General features: G+C 45.2%; 11 protein-coding genes. 3 read left to right on the top strand and 8 right to left on the bottom strand.

Features of this window, described 5'->3' with window-relative positions:
- Window positions 1-12: 12 nt before the first annotated feature.
- Window positions 13-1,710 (top strand): urocanate hydratase, encoded by a 1,698-nt coding sequence (gene hutU, locus VJL_RS00555; RefSeq protein WP_038874701.1) that lies wholly within the window; start codon window positions 13-15, stop codon window positions 1,708-1,710.
- Window positions 1,711-1,721: 11 nt separating this feature from the next.
- Window positions 1,722-3,257 (top strand): histidine ammonia-lyase, encoded by a 1,536-nt coding sequence (hutH, locus tag VJL_RS00550; RefSeq protein ID WP_038874698.1) that lies wholly within the window; start codon window positions 1,722-1,724, stop codon window positions 3,255-3,257.
- A gap of 97 nt (window positions 3,258-3,354) precedes the next feature.
- On the opposite strand, the gene VJL_RS00545 is transcribed toward hutH, so the two are convergent.
- The 6 genes from VJL_RS00545 to VJL_RS00520 form a co-directional block, all read right to left on the bottom strand.
- Window positions 3,355-4,971 carry a M91 family zinc metallopeptidase gene (locus VJL_RS00545; protein WP_038874695.1) on the bottom strand — a complete coding sequence of 539 codons (1,617 nt, stop codon included), beginning with the start codon at window positions 4,969-4,971 and terminating at the stop codon, window positions 3,355-3,357.
- A gap of 4 nt (window positions 4,972-4,975) precedes the next feature.
- Window positions 4,976-7,264: a hypothetical protein gene (locus tag VJL_RS00540; protein WP_038874692.1), complete on the bottom strand. Its 2,289-nt coding sequence runs from the start codon at window positions 7,262-7,264 to the stop codon at window positions 4,976-4,978.
- A gap of 57 nt (window positions 7,265-7,321) precedes the next feature.
- Window positions 7,322-8,062, bottom strand: a complete 741-nt coding sequence (locus VJL_RS00535) for an ADP-ribosyltransferase (protein WP_038874690.1) — start codon at window positions 8,060-8,062, stop codon at window positions 7,322-7,324.
- Window positions 8,063-8,172: 110 nt separating this feature from the next.
- Complete coding sequence (locus VJL_RS00530) at window positions 8,173-8,946, bottom strand: ADP-ribosyltransferase (RefSeq protein ID WP_038874687.1); 774 nt, start codon at window positions 8,944-8,946, stop codon at window positions 8,173-8,175.
- A 14-nt stretch (window positions 8,947-8,960) separates the two neighbouring features.
- Window positions 8,961-9,710: an ADP-ribosyltransferase gene (locus tag VJL_RS00525; RefSeq protein ID WP_038874684.1), complete on the bottom strand. Its 750-nt coding sequence runs from the start codon at window positions 9,708-9,710 to the stop codon at window positions 8,961-8,963.
- Between the two features lie 15 nt (window positions 9,711-9,725).
- Window positions 9,726-12,368 (bottom strand): hypothetical protein, encoded by a 2,643-nt coding sequence (locus VJL_RS00520; RefSeq protein ID WP_038874681.1) that lies wholly within the window; start codon window positions 12,366-12,368, stop codon window positions 9,726-9,728.
- Between the two features lie 925 nt (window positions 12,369-13,293).
- Between VJL_RS00520 and VJL_RS00515 the strand changes: the two genes are divergently transcribed.
- The gene (locus VJL_RS00515) at window positions 13,294-14,019 is read left to right on the top strand and encodes a DUF3581 domain-containing protein (protein WP_038868665.1); all 726 of its coding nucleotides are present in this window, start codon (window positions 13,294-13,296) and stop codon (window positions 14,017-14,019) included.
- 124 nt (window positions 14,020-14,143) lie between these two features.
- Here the strand turns inward: VJL_RS00515 and VJL_RS00510 are convergent, their stop codons facing one another.
- Together VJL_RS00510 and ydiJ are read right to left on the bottom strand one after the other, a co-directional pair.
- Window positions 14,144-14,605: a methyltransferase family protein gene (locus VJL_RS00510; RefSeq protein WP_038874678.1), complete on the bottom strand. Its 462-nt coding sequence runs from the start codon at window positions 14,603-14,605 to the stop codon at window positions 14,144-14,146.
- A 92-nt stretch (window positions 14,606-14,697) separates the two neighbouring features.
- Window positions 14,698-17,733, bottom strand: coding sequence for a D-2-hydroxyglutarate dehydrogenase YdiJ (gene ydiJ, locus VJL_RS00505; RefSeq protein ID WP_038874675.1), 3,036 nt, complete (start codon window positions 17,731-17,733; stop codon window positions 14,698-14,700).
- Window positions 17,734-17,755 lie beyond the last annotated feature (22 nt).

The raw sequence follows: 17,755 nt of genomic DNA, 5'->3' as shown, positions 1-17,755 counted from the left end.
AGGAGTCTTAAAATGACACAGCGCCAAGGACAAGATCCACGACTTGATACCAGCAGAACAATTCGTGCTCCACGCGGTACCGACCTGCGCGCCAAATCTTGGCTGACGGAAGCCCCACTTCGTATGCTGATGAACAACCTTGACCCAGACGTAGCCGAGCACCCTCACTCGCTCGTTGTATACGGTGGTATCGGTCGAGCAGCACGAAATTGGGAATGCTTCGATAAGATTGTTGAAGTGTTAGAAAGACTCGACGATGACCAAACTCTTCTCGTTCAATCAGGCAAACCAGTTGGCGTTTTCCCGACTCACAAAAATGCGCCACGCGTTCTGATTGCGAACTCAAACCTAGTACCACATTGGGCCAACTGGGAGCACTTCAATGAGCTCGATAAAGAAGGCCTGATGATGTACGGACAAATGACTGCAGGTAGCTGGATTTACATCGGCTCACAAGGCATTGTTCAAGGCACTTACGAGACGTTTGTCTCGGTCGCTAAAAAGCACTTTAACGGCGAGGCAAAAGGTCGTTGGATTTTAACTGGCGGTCTAGGTGGTATGGGTGGCGCGCAAACCTTAGCAGGTACCATGGCAGGCTTCTCTATGATAGCCGTCGAGTGCGATGAATCACGTATCGATTACCGTCTACGCACAGGCTACGTCGACAAGAAAGCCACATCGTTGGATGAAGCGCTAGCGATGATCAAAGAATCCGACACGCCTATTTCTGTCGGTCTACTAGGCAACGCAGCAGACATCTTCCCAGAGCTTGTGGAACGTAACATCACACCAGATGTAGTAACAGACCAAACCTCTGCGCACGACCCATTGAACGGCTACTTACCTCAAGGTTGGAGCATGTCTCATGCAGCAGAAATGCGCTTGCAAAATGAAGCCGGCGTAGTGAAAGCGGCGAAACAATCAATGGCTGTACAAGTTCAAGCCATGCTAGAGCTGCAAAACCGCGGCGCTGCAACACTGGATTACGGAAACAATATCCGTCAAATGGCGTTGGAAGAAGGCGTAGAAAACGCATTTGATTTCCCTGGTTTCGTACCGGCTTACATTCGCCCTTTGTTCTGTGAAGGTATAGGGCCATTCCGTTGGGCAGCGTTGTCTGGCGATCCAGAGGACATCTACAAAACCGATCAGAAAGTAAAAGAGCTGATCCCTGATAACCCTCACCTGCACAACTGGCTAGACATGGCACGTGAACGCATTCAGTTCCAAGGTCTACCGGCACGTATCTGTTGGGTGGGTTTAAAAGACCGTGAACGTCTTGGCCAAGCCTTCAACGAAATGGTGAAAAACGGTGAACTTAAAGCACCGGTTGTTATTGGCCGTGACCACTTAGACTCTGGCTCGGTAGCCAGCCCGAACCGAGAAACCGAAGGGATGATGGATGGCTCTGATGCCGTATCGGATTGGCCGCTACTTAATGCGCTATTGAATACAGCAGGCGGCGCAACGTGGGTGTCTCTACACCACGGAGGCGGTGTTGGTATGGGCTTCTCTCAACACTCGGGTATGGTGATTTGTTGTGACGGCAGTGATGATGCGTCTGAGCGTATTGCTCGCGTACTTCACAATGACCCAGCGACGGGCGTTATGCGTCATGCCGATGCCGGCTACGACATCGCCAAACAATGCGCAGCCGAACAAAAATTAGATCTACCAATGCTCAACGAAGAACTGAAAAAGCTGAAGTAAGGATGAAAGACATGCTCAATTTAACGCTAAAGCCAGGCCATATTAGCTTAAACGAACTGCGTCAGGTGAGCCGCTCACCTGTCAACCTTACTCTCGACCCAGAAGCCATTCCGGCCATTGAGGAAAGCACTCAAGTTGTCGACCGAGTGATTGCAGAAGATCGCACCGTTTATGGCATCAATACGGGTTTCGGTCTACTCGCGAACACACGTATTGCGCCAGAAGATTTAGAAACGCTGCAACGCAGTATTGTGCTTTCACACGCTGCGGGCATCGGCAAATTTATGTCAGATGAAACCGTTCGCTTAATGATGGTTCTTAAGATCAATAGCCTTGCGCGTGGCTTCTCTGGCTTGCGCTTGAAAGTCATCAACATGCTGATTGACCTTGTGAATGCGCAGGTGTATCCATGCGTTCCACAAAAAGGCTCAGTAGGCGCATCGGGTGACTTAGCGCCGCTGGCTCACATGAGTACGGTGCTTCTTGGTGAAGGCCAAGCACGTCACAATGGCAAAGTCATTTCTGGCTTAGAAGCTCTGCAAATTGCCGGTCTAGAGCCAATCACGCTGGCCCCAAAAGAAGGTTTAGCACTGCTTAACGGTACTCAAGCGTCAACGGCATTTGCACTGGAAGGCCTATTCATCGCAGAGGATCTGTTCTCATCCGCGACGGTTTGCGGGGCGATGTCGGTAGAAGCTGCATTAGGTAGCCGTCGTCCGTTCGACCCTCGCATTCATCGTGTTCGTGGTCATCGTAGCCAAATGGATGCCGCATTAGCGTATCGACATATGCTAGAAGCAACCAGCGAGATTGGTGAATCACACACCGATTGCGAAAAAGTACAAGATCCATATTCACTTCGTTGCCAACCTCAAGTCATGGGCGCATGTTTACAGCAAATTCGTAATTCCGCGGAGATCCTGCAAGTAGAAGCGAACTCAGTATCAGATAACCCGTTGGTGTTTGCTGAAGATAACGACATCATCTCCGGCGGTAACTTCCATGCCGAGCCCGTGGCAATGGCCGCAGATAACCTTGCCCTTGCGATTGCAGAAATTGGTAGCTTGTCAGAGCGTCGTATGGCACTGCTTATTGATAGCGCGCTATCTAAGCTTCCTCCATTCTTGGTCGACAATGGCGGTGTGAACTCAGGCTTTATGATTGCGCAGGTGACGTCGGCTGCGTTAGCAAGTGAAAACAAAACACTGGCTCACCCTGCTTCTGTCGATAGCTTGCCAACATCCGCAAATCAAGAAGACCATGTTTCGATGGCAACTTTTGCGGCTCGCCGCCTGAAAGAGATGGGAGAAAACACGCGTGGTATTTTGGCGGTTGAATACTTATCAGCCGCGCAAGGGTTGGATTTCCGTGCACCAAACAAGTCCTCCGAACGCATCGAGATTGCTAAGCAAATGCTGCGCGAGAAAGTCTCGTTCTACGACAAAGACCGTTACTTCGCACCCGATATTGAGCAGGCAAACGCCCTTCTCAAACTGGCACTGCACAATGCATTAATGCCAGAGAGTTTGCTCCCTAGCGTGCACTAATACACTTCTTATTAAGAAAAAGCCGATTGAGCAGCACACTCAATCGGCTTTGTTTTTTGATTCTTCTTGTTACCTTTGTAGCAACATCATCAGCACATTACTGAATACTGCAAATGTTGAAACGGCTACGGCTGCCAGAGCCGAGCATTTTCACATTCTGTTTTTCTCGGATATTCAACCAAGCGGTACTCTCTTCTACACTCAAGTTTGAAGGTTGATAATCGAGATTAGAATGTCGTGAGACCAGAACTTGCTTATTGAGGTCATCTGATAAGCTATCGACGATGTTTGTTGTCATTTGACCATCGGAATACGCCATCACAAGTACAGTATCTTGACCTTCGAGTTCTTGTGAAAGTAAGGATTGATTGTCCAAACTAAACTGAACATCTTTGTATCCACCCGAACTTTCGGGTTGCCCGAGAATTGCGCGGTACATTCGGCTGCGTTTTTTCTTCTTCAAACTCGCCAGAGGCGTTTCATTTTCAGAACTATAAGCATTGACCACTTTAATGTTGTTCTTAGCAGCATAATTTAAGATCGCACTTTGGTTCCCTAAACCACGCCTTGTCAGCGCCGGAGAGTGTTGTAAGCTTTGCGATAATCGTTGCTCGGTCGCATCAATAAGCACAATCGCCGTCTCCTTGCCTTCACTCAAAGACTGGTTCAATGCTCGACGAACTTCGACATGGGCTTGCTTACCCTCCAATGTATTCCATTTGGGTGATAGAGATCCTGCAGCAGCAGGCCTTACCTCAACCGTATAAGGATGATATTGGTACTGCCCTGCAGGCCAATAAGTATTTCTCTTATATGCGCCAAGATCATCGGCCAAATGAAACTCACTCACTACCTTTTCATTTTTCAAATAAGCTTTCGGCTTGCTCTGCCCATTAGATTTCCAGCGGAAGTACATCTCTTCCCGCCTCATGATCGCATCACTACGAATTGCACTTATCGCAGTCTCAGCATCTCTGCCGCTTTCTGCATTGTTATAATGGAAAATTCCCGTCGTTTGATATTCGGCATTTTCAATCGAGTACTCCGTAACCTGTCCGGTTTCGGGATGACGATGCTTTAATAGCACACTACCTGGAGGCATCGCGCCTGAAGCGTAATCACGAGCATGAATTAACTCATGACCTAGCGCGACCGCTTGATCAAAAGGCTTGTCCGTTCCCGGAATATTAACCACCTCTTGGGTAGAAAAGAACACCGTGTTTGACACGCCTTTTCCATCAAATTGCCTTGAATAGACAAGCTCAGACTTTTGCCTATCAACGAAACTGGAAGGAACGGTCTCAAACAAACGACCAGCGCTTTCCGGCTCGCGAATCACGGTCACCACATTAACCTTGTTCGTATCAACGCCTTGAAGATGCTCAATAAGGGGGGCTACAGTATCTTCTGGAGCATTGACGGGAGTATAAGTCGCGATTTGGCGCAACACTTCTCGCCCAGTCGGTGATATTTTCAGTTTTTGAATCAGAAGTTTAATATCTGCAAGATAAGCGTCATCCTTTGTTTGTACATACAGGTTAGTTGATACTCGATAGAGATTACCGTACTGCGGGGTGTTGTACCCATAAATGACCTTCACACCATCAGGGGCAGCATAAAACTCCCCCATCTCTGCACCACCACCAGCAAAAGCACTTCCAATCAATATTGAGAATGTAAAAATGACTGACATCACTTTTGTTAAAGTTTTCATCCTATTAACCCTCAATCTTAATCTGTAGCTCGATAAGCTCTTCTAGCTCTTGGAGAAGCACTTCGTTAATCTGCGGAAGCATTGTCATTTCGTTGTTCCGAATAACATCACCCAACTGAGTAATCGCCAACTCCAGTTCACCTTCAGACAGTTTGTTACCGACATTAGACAGCGCTTGCCAAAGAGGATGCTGATCTGATGCTTTCACTTGCTGAAAAAGGACCCGCTGATGCGCTTCATTGAGATACTGTCTATGCACCACTGATAATGAACTATTAAAAAGCTGGGCAGAATTAACACCAGACGTCAGTACATGCACTTCAGATTGTTGGTGTTGAGCGATTTGTGCGTACAAGGCCAAATCACCAAGTAGATAATGTAAGTCGTTAGCGGTATTAACCTCATGTACTTTTTCGATGATTTCACCCACAGCCGAATCTAAGTTTCTCAGCAGCGTGTTCGCGTTGGAGCTCGCTACAACTTGGTCAAAAGTATTTGCCATAATTGGAGAATAAAATCGAAGGTTCTTCGCTGAATAGAGGCTTGGGTAAGGTATTGAGTAGTAAACATCACGAAGGTAAGCCGCAACAATCGTTTGTTCGAAGACTGGCTGTATGAAAGCGCGGAACACTTCATATTGCTTGATAGCACTTAATACCCCTCCGGATGGTTTTTCAGTTAAAAGCAGTTCATACCAACGGCTAAGCTGATACCAGTCTTTCCTTTGCTCAGGATTGTTAGCATTCAAGCCCTGGCTATTTAAGTACTCGGTTAAGGTAGTTTGATAAGGAAGCACTTTCATTGTTGATAGCTGTGTTATCAAGGTTTCAAATGCTTGATTTGAGAGTTGACCAAATACATACGCATAAGCCACATCATGTAATTTAGAGCGCAGTAATCCCGACTGCCAACCTTGGTTGACCTTCGCTCCCACATAAGTATCCACATCGAAGTTAAACGATTTTCTGATCACATCAACGAGCTCTTGATCTTTAGATACATGGTAGGTGTCATAGAGCGGTCCTGAGTCTTTACATGCGTCAAGCGATGCCTGAATACCACCGGGATAAACGGACGGTATACCCCAACACTCTCTTGCTGGCTTCACTTCAAATGTCGCGGTATGTAATTGCTCTTCTGACAAATAATCCACATTCCAATTCACTTTCGCATACTCACGCAACCCACTCATACGTGCCCTCTCCTCAAGTAAACGTCGGTTAAGTCTCGTGTATTGGTAGACTTCAGTAAGATGGCTCTTTGCACGAGCAATGACATTACTGAGCAGTATGTCTTTGTGCTCCTGCAAGTTATTTATGGAAGTTTGGACAAGCGAGCGCTTCGCTTCGTGTAATTTTAGGTGAAGTTGATTTAATTCTGACGAGGATAATTGTTGAGCGATCAGCTGAATCCGCTCCTGACCTTGTGATTTGACACAATCCAGCAAATTAAGCGGATTATCAGCAACGTCCGAGCATAACGGGCTATTGAGATTTGATTGCTCTGATATGTGACCATAAACCTTGAGGTATTCCAGATCCATCCTCGCCATTTGCCTCACAAGCTGACGGTCATAACCTGCTGTTATTCGGCGATATTCCGTATCCGCAGCAAGCAATAGTTGGTCGATGTACATTTCAATCGACGCGTTAACGTGCCTATCGTATTGATTAATCAGCTTAATTGCGTCTTCCTTTTTGTGATGAAATCGATTGAAATCAGGATGATGACCATTAAAAACATAGTGAGTTTGAGATTCAAACTCCTCAATCTTCTCTTTCGCTGCAAAGTATTTAATATCATTGGACAGCATGTTTAGCTCATCACCGACCAATGGCACAATCGAGAAGACAGACGCTGCTTTATCTAAACGCGTCGATGACTCTTTGGAAAATGTAGATGCCATACTCTCTGCCCAAACCCCCACAGCAAAGGCATCGCCAACAGGGCCAAGCACTTCAAGTGTAGAGCTTCCAGCTCGACCCAGACGATTTAATATTGCAGGGCCACTTAACGCACTTTCTGAGGCTACTGGTACAGCATTTAATGCCTCTTCTGTTGAAGGCCATGCCTCAGAAAACAGCTGTTGTTGTGAAGAGTGTTCTAGCTCACCGAATGTAGAGCCAAACTGAGGTTCTGAGAAAAATTCCTGATGGAGGTGCCCTTCTAGACGCTGACTATCGAAGCTATTTAAGCTTTGTGTATCAGACACACCATCGATAAAGCACAATGAATAGGTAGCAGGACTGAATGCAGCCAAAGCGATGAAACTAGGTATTAACTTTGAATTCATTAGTAATATGTTCTTTATATGGTTAAAGAGTAAAATGGACCGTTCATAAATATGACTTTAAAAAGCACACACTTCAGCGACTGTTATTTCTTCGCCGCTATGCATATCTTTTATTTTCTTATTACCTATTGAGTTAGGATTTATTTCTCGGTAAACAACGTGAGTTCCCATATAACTCGTTTTAATAGCTGTTACTTCAAAGTAAGAGTTTCTATTAATAAGAACCTCCAGCTCCCCATCAATAACATTTGGTATTACAATACCGCTTTTACCCTGTCGCAATTCAAATCTTGCAAGCTGGCCAGAATGAAAGTTATAGGCAGCATCTTTTGATATAGACGTTGAAACATAAGCGCTAGGACTAACAATATCTCCAACTTGTATGTCTGACATATAAGCCCCAAGTTCACGCTCTCCTCTAAAGGTAACGCCTTGATACTTTGCACCGCTTTCAAACGCTGAATCTATATGATCAATGATATTCAGGGTTTCATCATCAAAAACGCCTGAGATAAAACTTTCTCGAGTCGATGCAAAAGCATAGTCTTGATACTCGGCAAGTGCAGCGACCTCTTCTTCTGAAAGAACATCTTTTTGAACATCAGCTTGTTCGTATAATTCTGTTCTTAGTCTGTTAAATTCTCCATAATCATCAATGCCAGGCTCAGACATAACTTCCATGATCTGTTCTATATCTGCATTACTGTAGTATTTATCATTGTACTTCAAGCCCGCAATTGCATGAGAACACAAACTAGCGTGAACTAATAAGCCGAATATTACTTTTCTAGATTTCACTTTTATTTACCAATTGACGAAATAAATCTCCCAGAAAAATAACCAGGAGAATATTAATAACTTATTTTAAATAATACCTCTCATACAACAGGCATGAGAGGTAACTACCATCAAAGACAATACAATGCTGATCGAGTTCTAAGTGACACTTCTTCTCCACTAAAGCTATCGTAAATGTGTATATCTGGTTCAGCCTTTAGATATTTTGCTGGATTCTTGATCTCTCTTATTTTTATGTGGTTTTTTCTCGATGAAAGCCTCTCTACGGCTTCTACACGAAAATAAGTATTGGGCTTTGCTAAAATTTCTGCTTCATAAGGTTTAAAGGTATAAGCATTAATAGCCCGCCCAGACGACTTCAGTTCAATTTTAAACTGAGCCGCAGACACTCCCTCATATGCTCCAGAAGCGGAAAAGTTTCTGGCGACACTTGGAATAGTAGAAGTCGATAGAAAGGCTTTTTCATGTAAGATGTCGCCAACATTAAGCTTTTCCAGAAGGCTATTCTTAATGGATGAGCCCCGATAAACCGTGCCTTTATAGTTTGGCAGCTTGTTCATCACACTTCGCATATGAGAAACACGGCTTTTAAGCGCCTCTCCATATCCCTGCATCAAGAACTCTTTGGGTTCGCCAGCTCGCATGTACTCATTCACAACATCATGGTCTACACGACCGTAACGTTTAATTGCTGAGTACTCTTCCGGAATCATCTTCCGCTCTGCCTTTGCGTGATTCTCGACAGACCAGTCCATTAGGTCATCTGCCATCTGCTCTTGTTGAACTGGTGACAAATCCCGTCCTTTAAACTCTACAAAATCTTCTGCCTTCACCAAATGGTTAATCGAAAAAGTCAGTAACAAGACTAAAATCATTTTTTTCATATTAAGCTCCCTGTTCAACTGCAGACTAGAGTACGCCAGTAGGAATGGCTTATCTCTTCACCTGAATAGAGGTTATATGTTGTTCCCGTCGTCGCTTCATGTGACGAAACGGTCTCTAGCGCCACCATCGCAGAACCTCGATTCAATTCGATATTTGTCACTCTGTAGTAAGTGTTTGGTGGTAACAACACCTCGGCTTCTCCACCAAATTCAGACAAGCCACCAAGTGCGCGACCACTGTTTTTTACTTGAACTTCATACAGCACACGCTGTAAAGGTTGGGGCGAGTTAGGCCGAACCACGGCAAAACGCTTCGCGATTTCTGGGATGGTGCTACTGGATGTAAATGCAGGTTCCACGACCACATCCCCCACTTGGAGTTTGTTCAAAAGAGACTGTTTTGCCCACGCGCCGCGGTAAGTCACCCCCTTGTAACGAGGCAGCTTTTTCATGGCACCACGAACCTGCTTAATAAACTTCCTTGCACTTTTTCCCGCACTCCCCCAAGTGGAGGTATCCGCAGCTCTCAAGTAGTCATTCGCAAGCTGATAGCCAGAAACGGAAAAGTCTTCCAAGGCCTCAGCTTCATTAGCCGTCATCAATTTGTAGCGCCAACCACTGGAAGCTTTCGCCCAATCAGAAAATTGTGACGCTAATTCATCGACTTGTACTTGGCTACGTAAAGGGGCTTTCAATGCCTCAAAGGGCGCAGCCTGGGCGACGAAGCTAAAACAGAGAAAACAGAGTGAAATAATTCTCAACATAGTCTGTTCCTCCCTTTACCAATATCTAGGGTTATTTGGGCTTAAATCACAGGAGATATTTAGCTCATTCTGCTTGATGACTCCGAAACGAATCGCACTAAACAGCTCTAGCTGTTGGCGAGTCACACTGTCAAACCAATCAGAAAATGGGGTTAACCAATACATTGACTCATCACCGGAGATCTTAAACAAGGCGTCTCTCAGTTGCGGGTACATGATCATGCAAGTTCTGCCCGGTAGGTTGGTGAAGTTGTCATTAACTTGAACTAGCAGGTCGAGCTTTCTACCCAATTCAGAATTAGCGTTAAACAAGTCATCGATAGATGCATGTAGACGCGCGTCATAACTCATGTCTTCGCCATTATTCGCTGGGTAGTAATATGCAGATTCGCTATCGTCGATATTGTAATAAACGTCCAACGTCATGTAGCGCAGTAGATGAGCAGGTAATGGCTCAGATAGGAGTGCGGTCGTCCCCATTTCTCCTGATGCGTAGTGGCCTGTAGAAATATTCTGCGCATGGATAATACCAATGTATCTCTGGAAGTCGCCAAGCTGTGCAGCAAGCCATTCCTCACCATTGCTGTCGGCCACACTCATCGCTTCTAAAATACGATTTTTTACCACGCTTTTCGCTAGCGGTAATGCGGCCGCAAGATTGCTGGTATTCAAGTTGGACGCCTTTAGTGCTGACGCAATTAAAGGTGCATGTTTATCGAGATCAAAGCTTCCCGGATATAGGTAACTATAAAATCCGTTTACATGTGTTGCTTGCCATTCACTCTCTAGTGCCGAGCTAATAAAACCTTCCAGTTTTGCCAAGCGCTTTGAATGCACGTAATAACCTGAGTCTTTGTTCCTTTCATGCCAATCAGCAATGTGGTGCAATGACGATTCGCGAGATAGGTTTTCTTTTGCTAGGTAGCTAGGAGACCAAGCGGCACAAGCATTACCACCGCCACACTCGGCTTCCAGTGCCGCACTGGAATCAAACATCCAACGCATCACTCGTGCTTTGTCAGCTTCTGCCGTTCTGATGATGCGTTGCTTGTCGGAAAAGCTTAGGATCTGCTGCTCAAGCCAAGCCTCTTCATGTTGAGAGCTCCAACCTTCGTTGATCAGTTCATCCATAGATTGGGTAAAGACACGCTTGATCGCATCGCGATTTGGCATCACCATCTGCGAAATTACTTCATCTTTTGCGGAGTCATAATGCTCTTTCTCTGCAGGAATCCACGTGTACTCAGTACACCCTCTGAAGTTCGGGTCCCCCCCAAGTATCCCAATTCGAGTACACTTCTCGTACCCTTCTTGAATAACAAAGTACTTTTGACGACGTTCAGTAGCCGTGGCTGGACGCCCAAAAATACTGCGAGACATTTCATCTATCGCTAAATAATCCGCTTGGTCTTTAAAATAGCGATGGGCTTTGGCAACCGCTTCTGAATCAAACAAACGATCGATGGCATTCATGCCTTCTGCATACATTTCTTCTTTTAACTTGGCTCTAAGCATGTCAAGCTGGGCGTTTGCGGTCTCGACGATTTTGATCTTCGAATTGAGAACTTGTCGGTAAAGTTGATGCAGTGACTGACGATCTAAGCCTTCCACTTCCCCATTTCTAAGCTCATCAAGCACCACCACTGCCAAGTCCAGATGGTCTTGTTGGCAATGCTGCAAGCGCGCTAGTGCTCGATTAGCTTCTCGCTTCGATGGCACATACATTGGGCGGTTGTTGTTTTCTTCCTGCTCTGGGTACAAAGCCAGCAACGCATCAATCTCTGTGCGGCAAGTTGAAGCAAGATCAGAGGCAAACAGTTTGGCATTCGCGCCTTCTAACGCGAGCTTATTAAAAATGGCTTTCTGAACTTCGCTCTCGACTGAGTTAATCAACGTCTCTGCTAACACGGCTTGCGCTTTTAACGCTTCTTGATAATGCTGCTGATATTTAAGCGCTACATCAGAGGCATAACCCTTTGCCAGCGCTTCAAGCATGCGCTTTTGACCGGATGCAAGATCCGCCCAATGCTGCTTATCTTTTTTGTCTTGTTGAGTGACGATGTCGTCGTGAACGGTAAAGCTATAATGATCACCCGCGGCAACTCGATTCCAACGAGCCGTTAGGATCTTACGATCAATTTCTCGCTCAGGTAGCTTGAGAACGCCAAACCAATCAATCAGGCTCATCACCGTAGCAAAGCGGTCGTAGGACGTTTTCGTTTCATCTTCAAAGGTTTGAGCCACATCATTTGCCCACAATCCCACTGCAACGGTATCGCCTACTGGTCCTAACGCTTCTAGCGCACCCTTGGCAAAACCTGTCGTCGAATGCCCGATTGTCGCAAGCAAACTCGCCGCTTCTTCGGATTCAAGAACCGCAACATTGGCAGGACCGACCTCAAGTAGAGATGCAGTTTCTGGGAAAACTTCATCTACCTCAGCAAGCGAAGGTCGCGCGTCTGCGTGGTGTTCGGGCGCAGACAAAAATAAATCTTGTGGCGTTAGGTCTTCACTGAAGTTTCGGTAATTTGACTTACGTATATCGTGGAAGCTCTCACGATCCAGTACGTTGTATTCATCACCAATATTACAAACTTCAAAAGCACTAACACAGGGGGAAGCAATGGCACACGCCAATACCAATTTTCGTAACTTCATATAATTATCCTTGGTTTGAGAAGTTATTCGCTTCTTGCAGGAAGCAGCAAGCCTCCGAGTTACTTATTCGCAACCGGAAATTAAACGTTTTTAATTAAGGTGCTCTCGTGGGCAAACGTTGAGAGCAGAGAGACTTAGAGCTAAGCCTTTGGTTGATGCCGAGGGATCATTGATTTCATAGACAGCCAAACTTTTGTTGTTGTGTTTTATTACCTCCTGCGTACAAGACAGTCTGTTAGGAAAGAGGCTATCAAGGTTGCAAGGGCGCTATTTTTTATTGTTTTTATAAAATTTCGCAAAACATTAAACCAGCAGCCCAGTTGCGGCAATGCACCTTATCTCAACTTGTTGTAAGTGATTCGCCACTTAAGGTAATGATAAGTAAGACATTAAAATTAATAAGGACAAATTATGGGAACGCTCCCAATACGGATAATAATAACAATATAGATTACTGTTTCTGTTTGATTATCTTTAGGTCAGGTTAGGCAGAGATTGTTAGTTACAAAAGAACCAATAGTGTCTTTTTGGACAAAAGAGGATGTAGATAGTACGAAACGCCAAATAATAATACGCCAATATTATTCGGCATGACTATTATTAAGATGCTGTTTTATAACAATTTAATATTTCAATTACTCATTAATTACGATGATAAATAGTCAATATCTCACAAAATTAAGAGAAGTAAGCCATTGCACCAACTATATTTAGCCTCAAACGATACATTTGAACTATGATTTATTGATAAAAGCGCCTATTTTCCTAGGTATTTCCAAGCCAACGATGAACGAGTGGACTGTGGCTTTACTCACCCCCCTTGTCGTCTCATTGTTAAGATGCTGTGAACTTTCCACTGGATGGACCATTGGCAGGAAGATATTCGCCTATAATCCCTGACAGTTTCGGTTACTACGTAAAAATTATGTTTCTAACACCTTATTTTTCAAACAATAATCACCAATTCCAATTTACTCGCGAGCAAGCAAGTCACTTTGCCAAGCGCGTAGCTGGTGATTACAACCCTATTCATGATGAAGACAACAAACGCTTTTGTGTTCCAGGAGACCTGCTTTTTGCAGTGTTACTGAGCAAAGAAGGTGTGAGCCAAAAAATGCGTTTCGATTTCTCAGGAATGGTAAGCGATGGCGTTGCACTTCACATTGAAAATAAGTGTGAAAAAGAAAGTGCGGTCGTCAATGAAGCGGGCAAAGAGTACCTACACATGTCTCGCGAAGGTGAAACCAACCGCGATGCTGCATTTATTGAACACGTAGTAACAAACTACGTTCAGTTCTCTGGCATGAACTTCCCACACATTATGGTTCCTCTTATGGAAGAGAAACAAATGATGATCAACTGCCAGCGCCCTCTTGTTATCTACGAGAGCATGGAAGTGGAATTTAACCGTCTCGATCTGACTCACCCGGAAGTCGATTTTACTGGCGCGACTTTTGATGTCGAAGGTAAACGCGGTGTGGTAACGCTAAACTTTGCATTCAAACAAGACGGCGAAGTGGTAGGCAAAGGGATCAAGCGAATGGTGGCAAGTGGCCTTAAGCCATACGACCAAGATGCGGTAGACGATTTGGTTCAACGCTTCAACGAGCGTAAGGACGCCTTTCTAGCAAAGTTCGCTAAGGCAGCTTAGTTCTTAACAGACAAAGTCTCTGCCGACCAATTTCAAAACCAAATTCATAAGAAAGCCCAGCGACTTTGCTGGGCTTTCTTTTTATCTGTGTTTTTCTTTTTATCTGCGGTTTGTTTTACTGTCATCAAATCCAGCGACGTACTTGATTCTTATAATCTAAATAGTCTTCACCAAACAATCGCTCTAATGCTCGCTCCTCTGGCTTAATTTGAAAGCGATTCATGTAAGCAACAAACAATACGCCACATAAGATAACACTGAGGTGTTGCCACCATAATCCAATCGCAATGATGACAAGCAATAGCGCGACGTACATTGGATTACGTGTGTAACCGAACACACCAGTATCCACCACCAACGAAGCAGTTTCTGGTTTGACTGGGTTAACGGTCGTCTTAGCTTTTCGAAACTCGTAAACACCAGCAATACCAACAACCCCCGCGATCAAAATTAGCCCAGCGGTAACAAACTCAACAAACGGCACAGTAATTTTCATTTCTGGCATGGCTTCTTTCAGCCAGTACATCAGAAGCACCATCAGCAAAAACAAAGCGACAGGTGGCACTTTAAGCTCAAGCTTTTTCAATTTTCATATCCTTATGAAAGCGTCTGCGTGTCAAAAATGAACGCGAGTTATAAGTGATAAAAAGCCCAGTAAAACTGGGCTTACGAAGCTATTTATACCAAGGTTAGCAAAGCTTGAACCGGATGCTTAGGTTTTACCCCTTCAAAGCGTTTGACTTGGCTTCGGCATGAGTAGCCAGTGATGAGACATCTTTCATTGTCTAACTTATCTAGATTAGGCTTCCAACTCAGGTCAAAGATATCCCGCGACATGGTTAGCTTATCCACTTCATGACCAAATGTACCCGCCATACCACAACACCCGACGGGTACTGTATTTAGTATCGCCCCAAAGTGAGCGAAAATAGCCCCCCACTCCTTCTCAGCATTTGGCATTTTGGTTTTCTCGGTACAATGCGCGAATAAGTACCAAGGTGCTTGCTCTTTCAACTCTAATGTCTGGAACTCGCTTAATCTTGGGTGGAGCCATTCATGAGCGGTCAACACATCAAAATCACCACGTTTACTGCCCAATACCTCGGCATATTCGTCTCGATAACAAAGTACCAACGCAGGATCGACACCAACCATAGGGATATCCAAATCCGCAACCATTTCTAAGAACTTTGCAGTGTCTTGTGCGGTGCTCTTGAATTGGCGTAAGAAACCCTTAATGTGCTGTGCTTTGCCATTTGGTTTAAACGGTAACAACACAGGATTCATACCGAGCTTTCTGACGAGCTTGACGAAGTCTTCCACTACCTCAGCATCGTAATAGCTGGTAAAAGGGTCTTGTACAATCAGTACATGCTTTTGCTTGTCTTCAGAAGGTAAACCGCTCAACGCTTGCAGATCGTAAGCTGTAGTTAACGTCTCTATTCGCTCTTTCAAGGTCGGTACAGACAGCAGCGGTGCATCAACATATCCGACTGTCGACGCAGTCAAACTTTGCACCCAAGATTGCTTAAGCACACCATTTACTACACTCGGCGCTTTGGCCATCAATGGCAGCATGGATTCAATGTTCGATACCAAATAGTCTTTAACTGGACGTTGGTAACGTGAGTGATAAATATTAAGAAAGCGAGAACGGAAGCTCGGTACGTCAACTTTAATTGGACATTGGCTAGCACACGCTTTACACGCTAAACAGCCGTTCATGGCTTCATACACTTCATGAGAGAAGTCATACTCGTGACGACGATTAATCGAATGGCGGACTCGGTCGATCATGGTTTTGATGGACGTTTTGTTTTCCAGAGTTTGTTTTTCTAGATCGAGAATATCGATGCCTTGCTCTGTTAGTTGGCGTAGCCATTCACGAACTAAACCCGCACGCCCTTTTGGCGAATGACGACGGTCTGCAGTGACTTTCATTGAAGGACACATAGGCGAGCTGGTGTCGTAGTTAAAACACAAACCGTTACCGTTACACTCCATCGCTTGCTTGAAGCTATCACGTACCTGAACATCAATCTGGCGATCGAAGTAACCACGTTTGGTATCGGTGACTTTGACAAGCTCTGCATCGCTATTTAGCGGCGTACAGATTTTGCCTGGGTTCATTTTGTTATGAGGGTCAAACGCGGCTTTAACACGGCGCAATTCAGTAAAGAGTTCTTCACCAAAGAACTCAGGGCCATACTCAGAGCGGAAACCTTTACCGTGCTCGCCCCACATTAAACCTCCGAATTTTGCCACCAACTTAACGACTTCATCTGAGATTTCATGCATCAAAGCTTCTTGGTGAGGATCGCACAGATCCAATGCAGGTCGAACATGGAGAACACCAGCATCTACGTGGCCAAACATGCCGTAGTTAAGTGATTTTGCGTCTAGCAACTCGCGAAAATCAACGATAAAGTCCGCTAAGTTTTCTGGCGGAACACAAGTGTCCTCAGCAAACGCGACTGGTTTCGCACGCCCTTTCGCAGCACCCAATAGACCCACGGCTTTTTTACGCATGTTGTAGATACGACCGATACTCGCCACATCACTGCATACTTGGTAGCCAATGATGCCCGCTTCTTCCGTTTCTAGCATGCTATCGAGCTTGGCCGTTAGAAACGCGACTTGAGAAGCAACCTCTTCTTCATCCTGACCAGCGTACTCAACCATATTAATGCCAAGCATCTCTTTATCAGGTACGTCAGTAATCAAATCACTGACGGTGTGCCAAACAATGTCTTGCTTCGCCAAGTTCAGAACTTTTGAATCCACGGTCTCAACGGACAACGCTTTTGCTTCCACCATAAATGGCGCATTACGTAGAGCCGAATCAAAACTGTTGTATTTGACATTAACCAGAGTTCGCGCTTTAGGAATGCGGGTTAGGTTGAGCTTCGCTTCGGTGATGAACGCCAATGAGCCCTCAGCGCCACACAAAACACGAGTGATATCGAAGCTGTCTGCCTCTTCATCAAATGCGTTTTTAAGGTCATAGCCGGTTAAGAAGCGGTTTAGCGGAGGAAACTTGTCGTTAATTTGCTGGCGTTTGTCACGACACACAGATTCCGTTACACGCATTGCCGTGTCAGCAAATTCGCCTTCAGTCGGCAAACCGTGAGAAAGGTCAGACTCTAAGATTGAACCATCGGCAAAAACAGCTTGAAGAGAAAGAACGTGATCAGACGTTTTACCGTATTTTAGCGAGCCTTGACCGGAAGCATCGGTATTGATCATACCGCCAATCGTTGCCCGATTACTGGTCGATAAATCTGGGGAGAAGAAATAACCATAAGGACGAACTGCATCGTTCAATTGGTCTTTGACGACACCCGTTTGAACGCGAACCCATCCCTCTTGCTCATTCACTTCTAAGACTTTGTTCATGTGGCGAGACAAATCAACCACAATGCCTTTGGTTAACGACTGACCGTTAGTGCCAGTGCCGCCACCACGAGGAGAGAACGTAATACGCTCATGTTCCTCTTTGTTGCTCAATTTACCGATGAGCGAGACATCTTGGGTGGTTTTGGGGTGAACAACGGCCTGAGGAAGTTGCTGATAGACACTGTTATCAGTGGCTACTGCGAGACGACTAGAGTACTGGCTTTCAATATCGCCAGTAAACCCGGAGTGCTCGAGTTCTTTGAGAAAACTCAGAACGAGAGGATCGACATCCGTTTGCGAGTGTAATCTTGGTAACATTTGCTTCCTGCCCCTACTGCGC

Origin of the sequence: Vibrio jasicida CAIM 1864 = LMG 25398, from assembly GCF_000400365.1 — a bacterium.
Classification (GTDB): domain Bacteria; phylum Pseudomonadota; class Gammaproteobacteria; order Enterobacterales; family Vibrionaceae; genus Vibrio; species Vibrio jasicida.
This window is presented reverse-complemented; position numbering and strand designations above follow the sequence as displayed.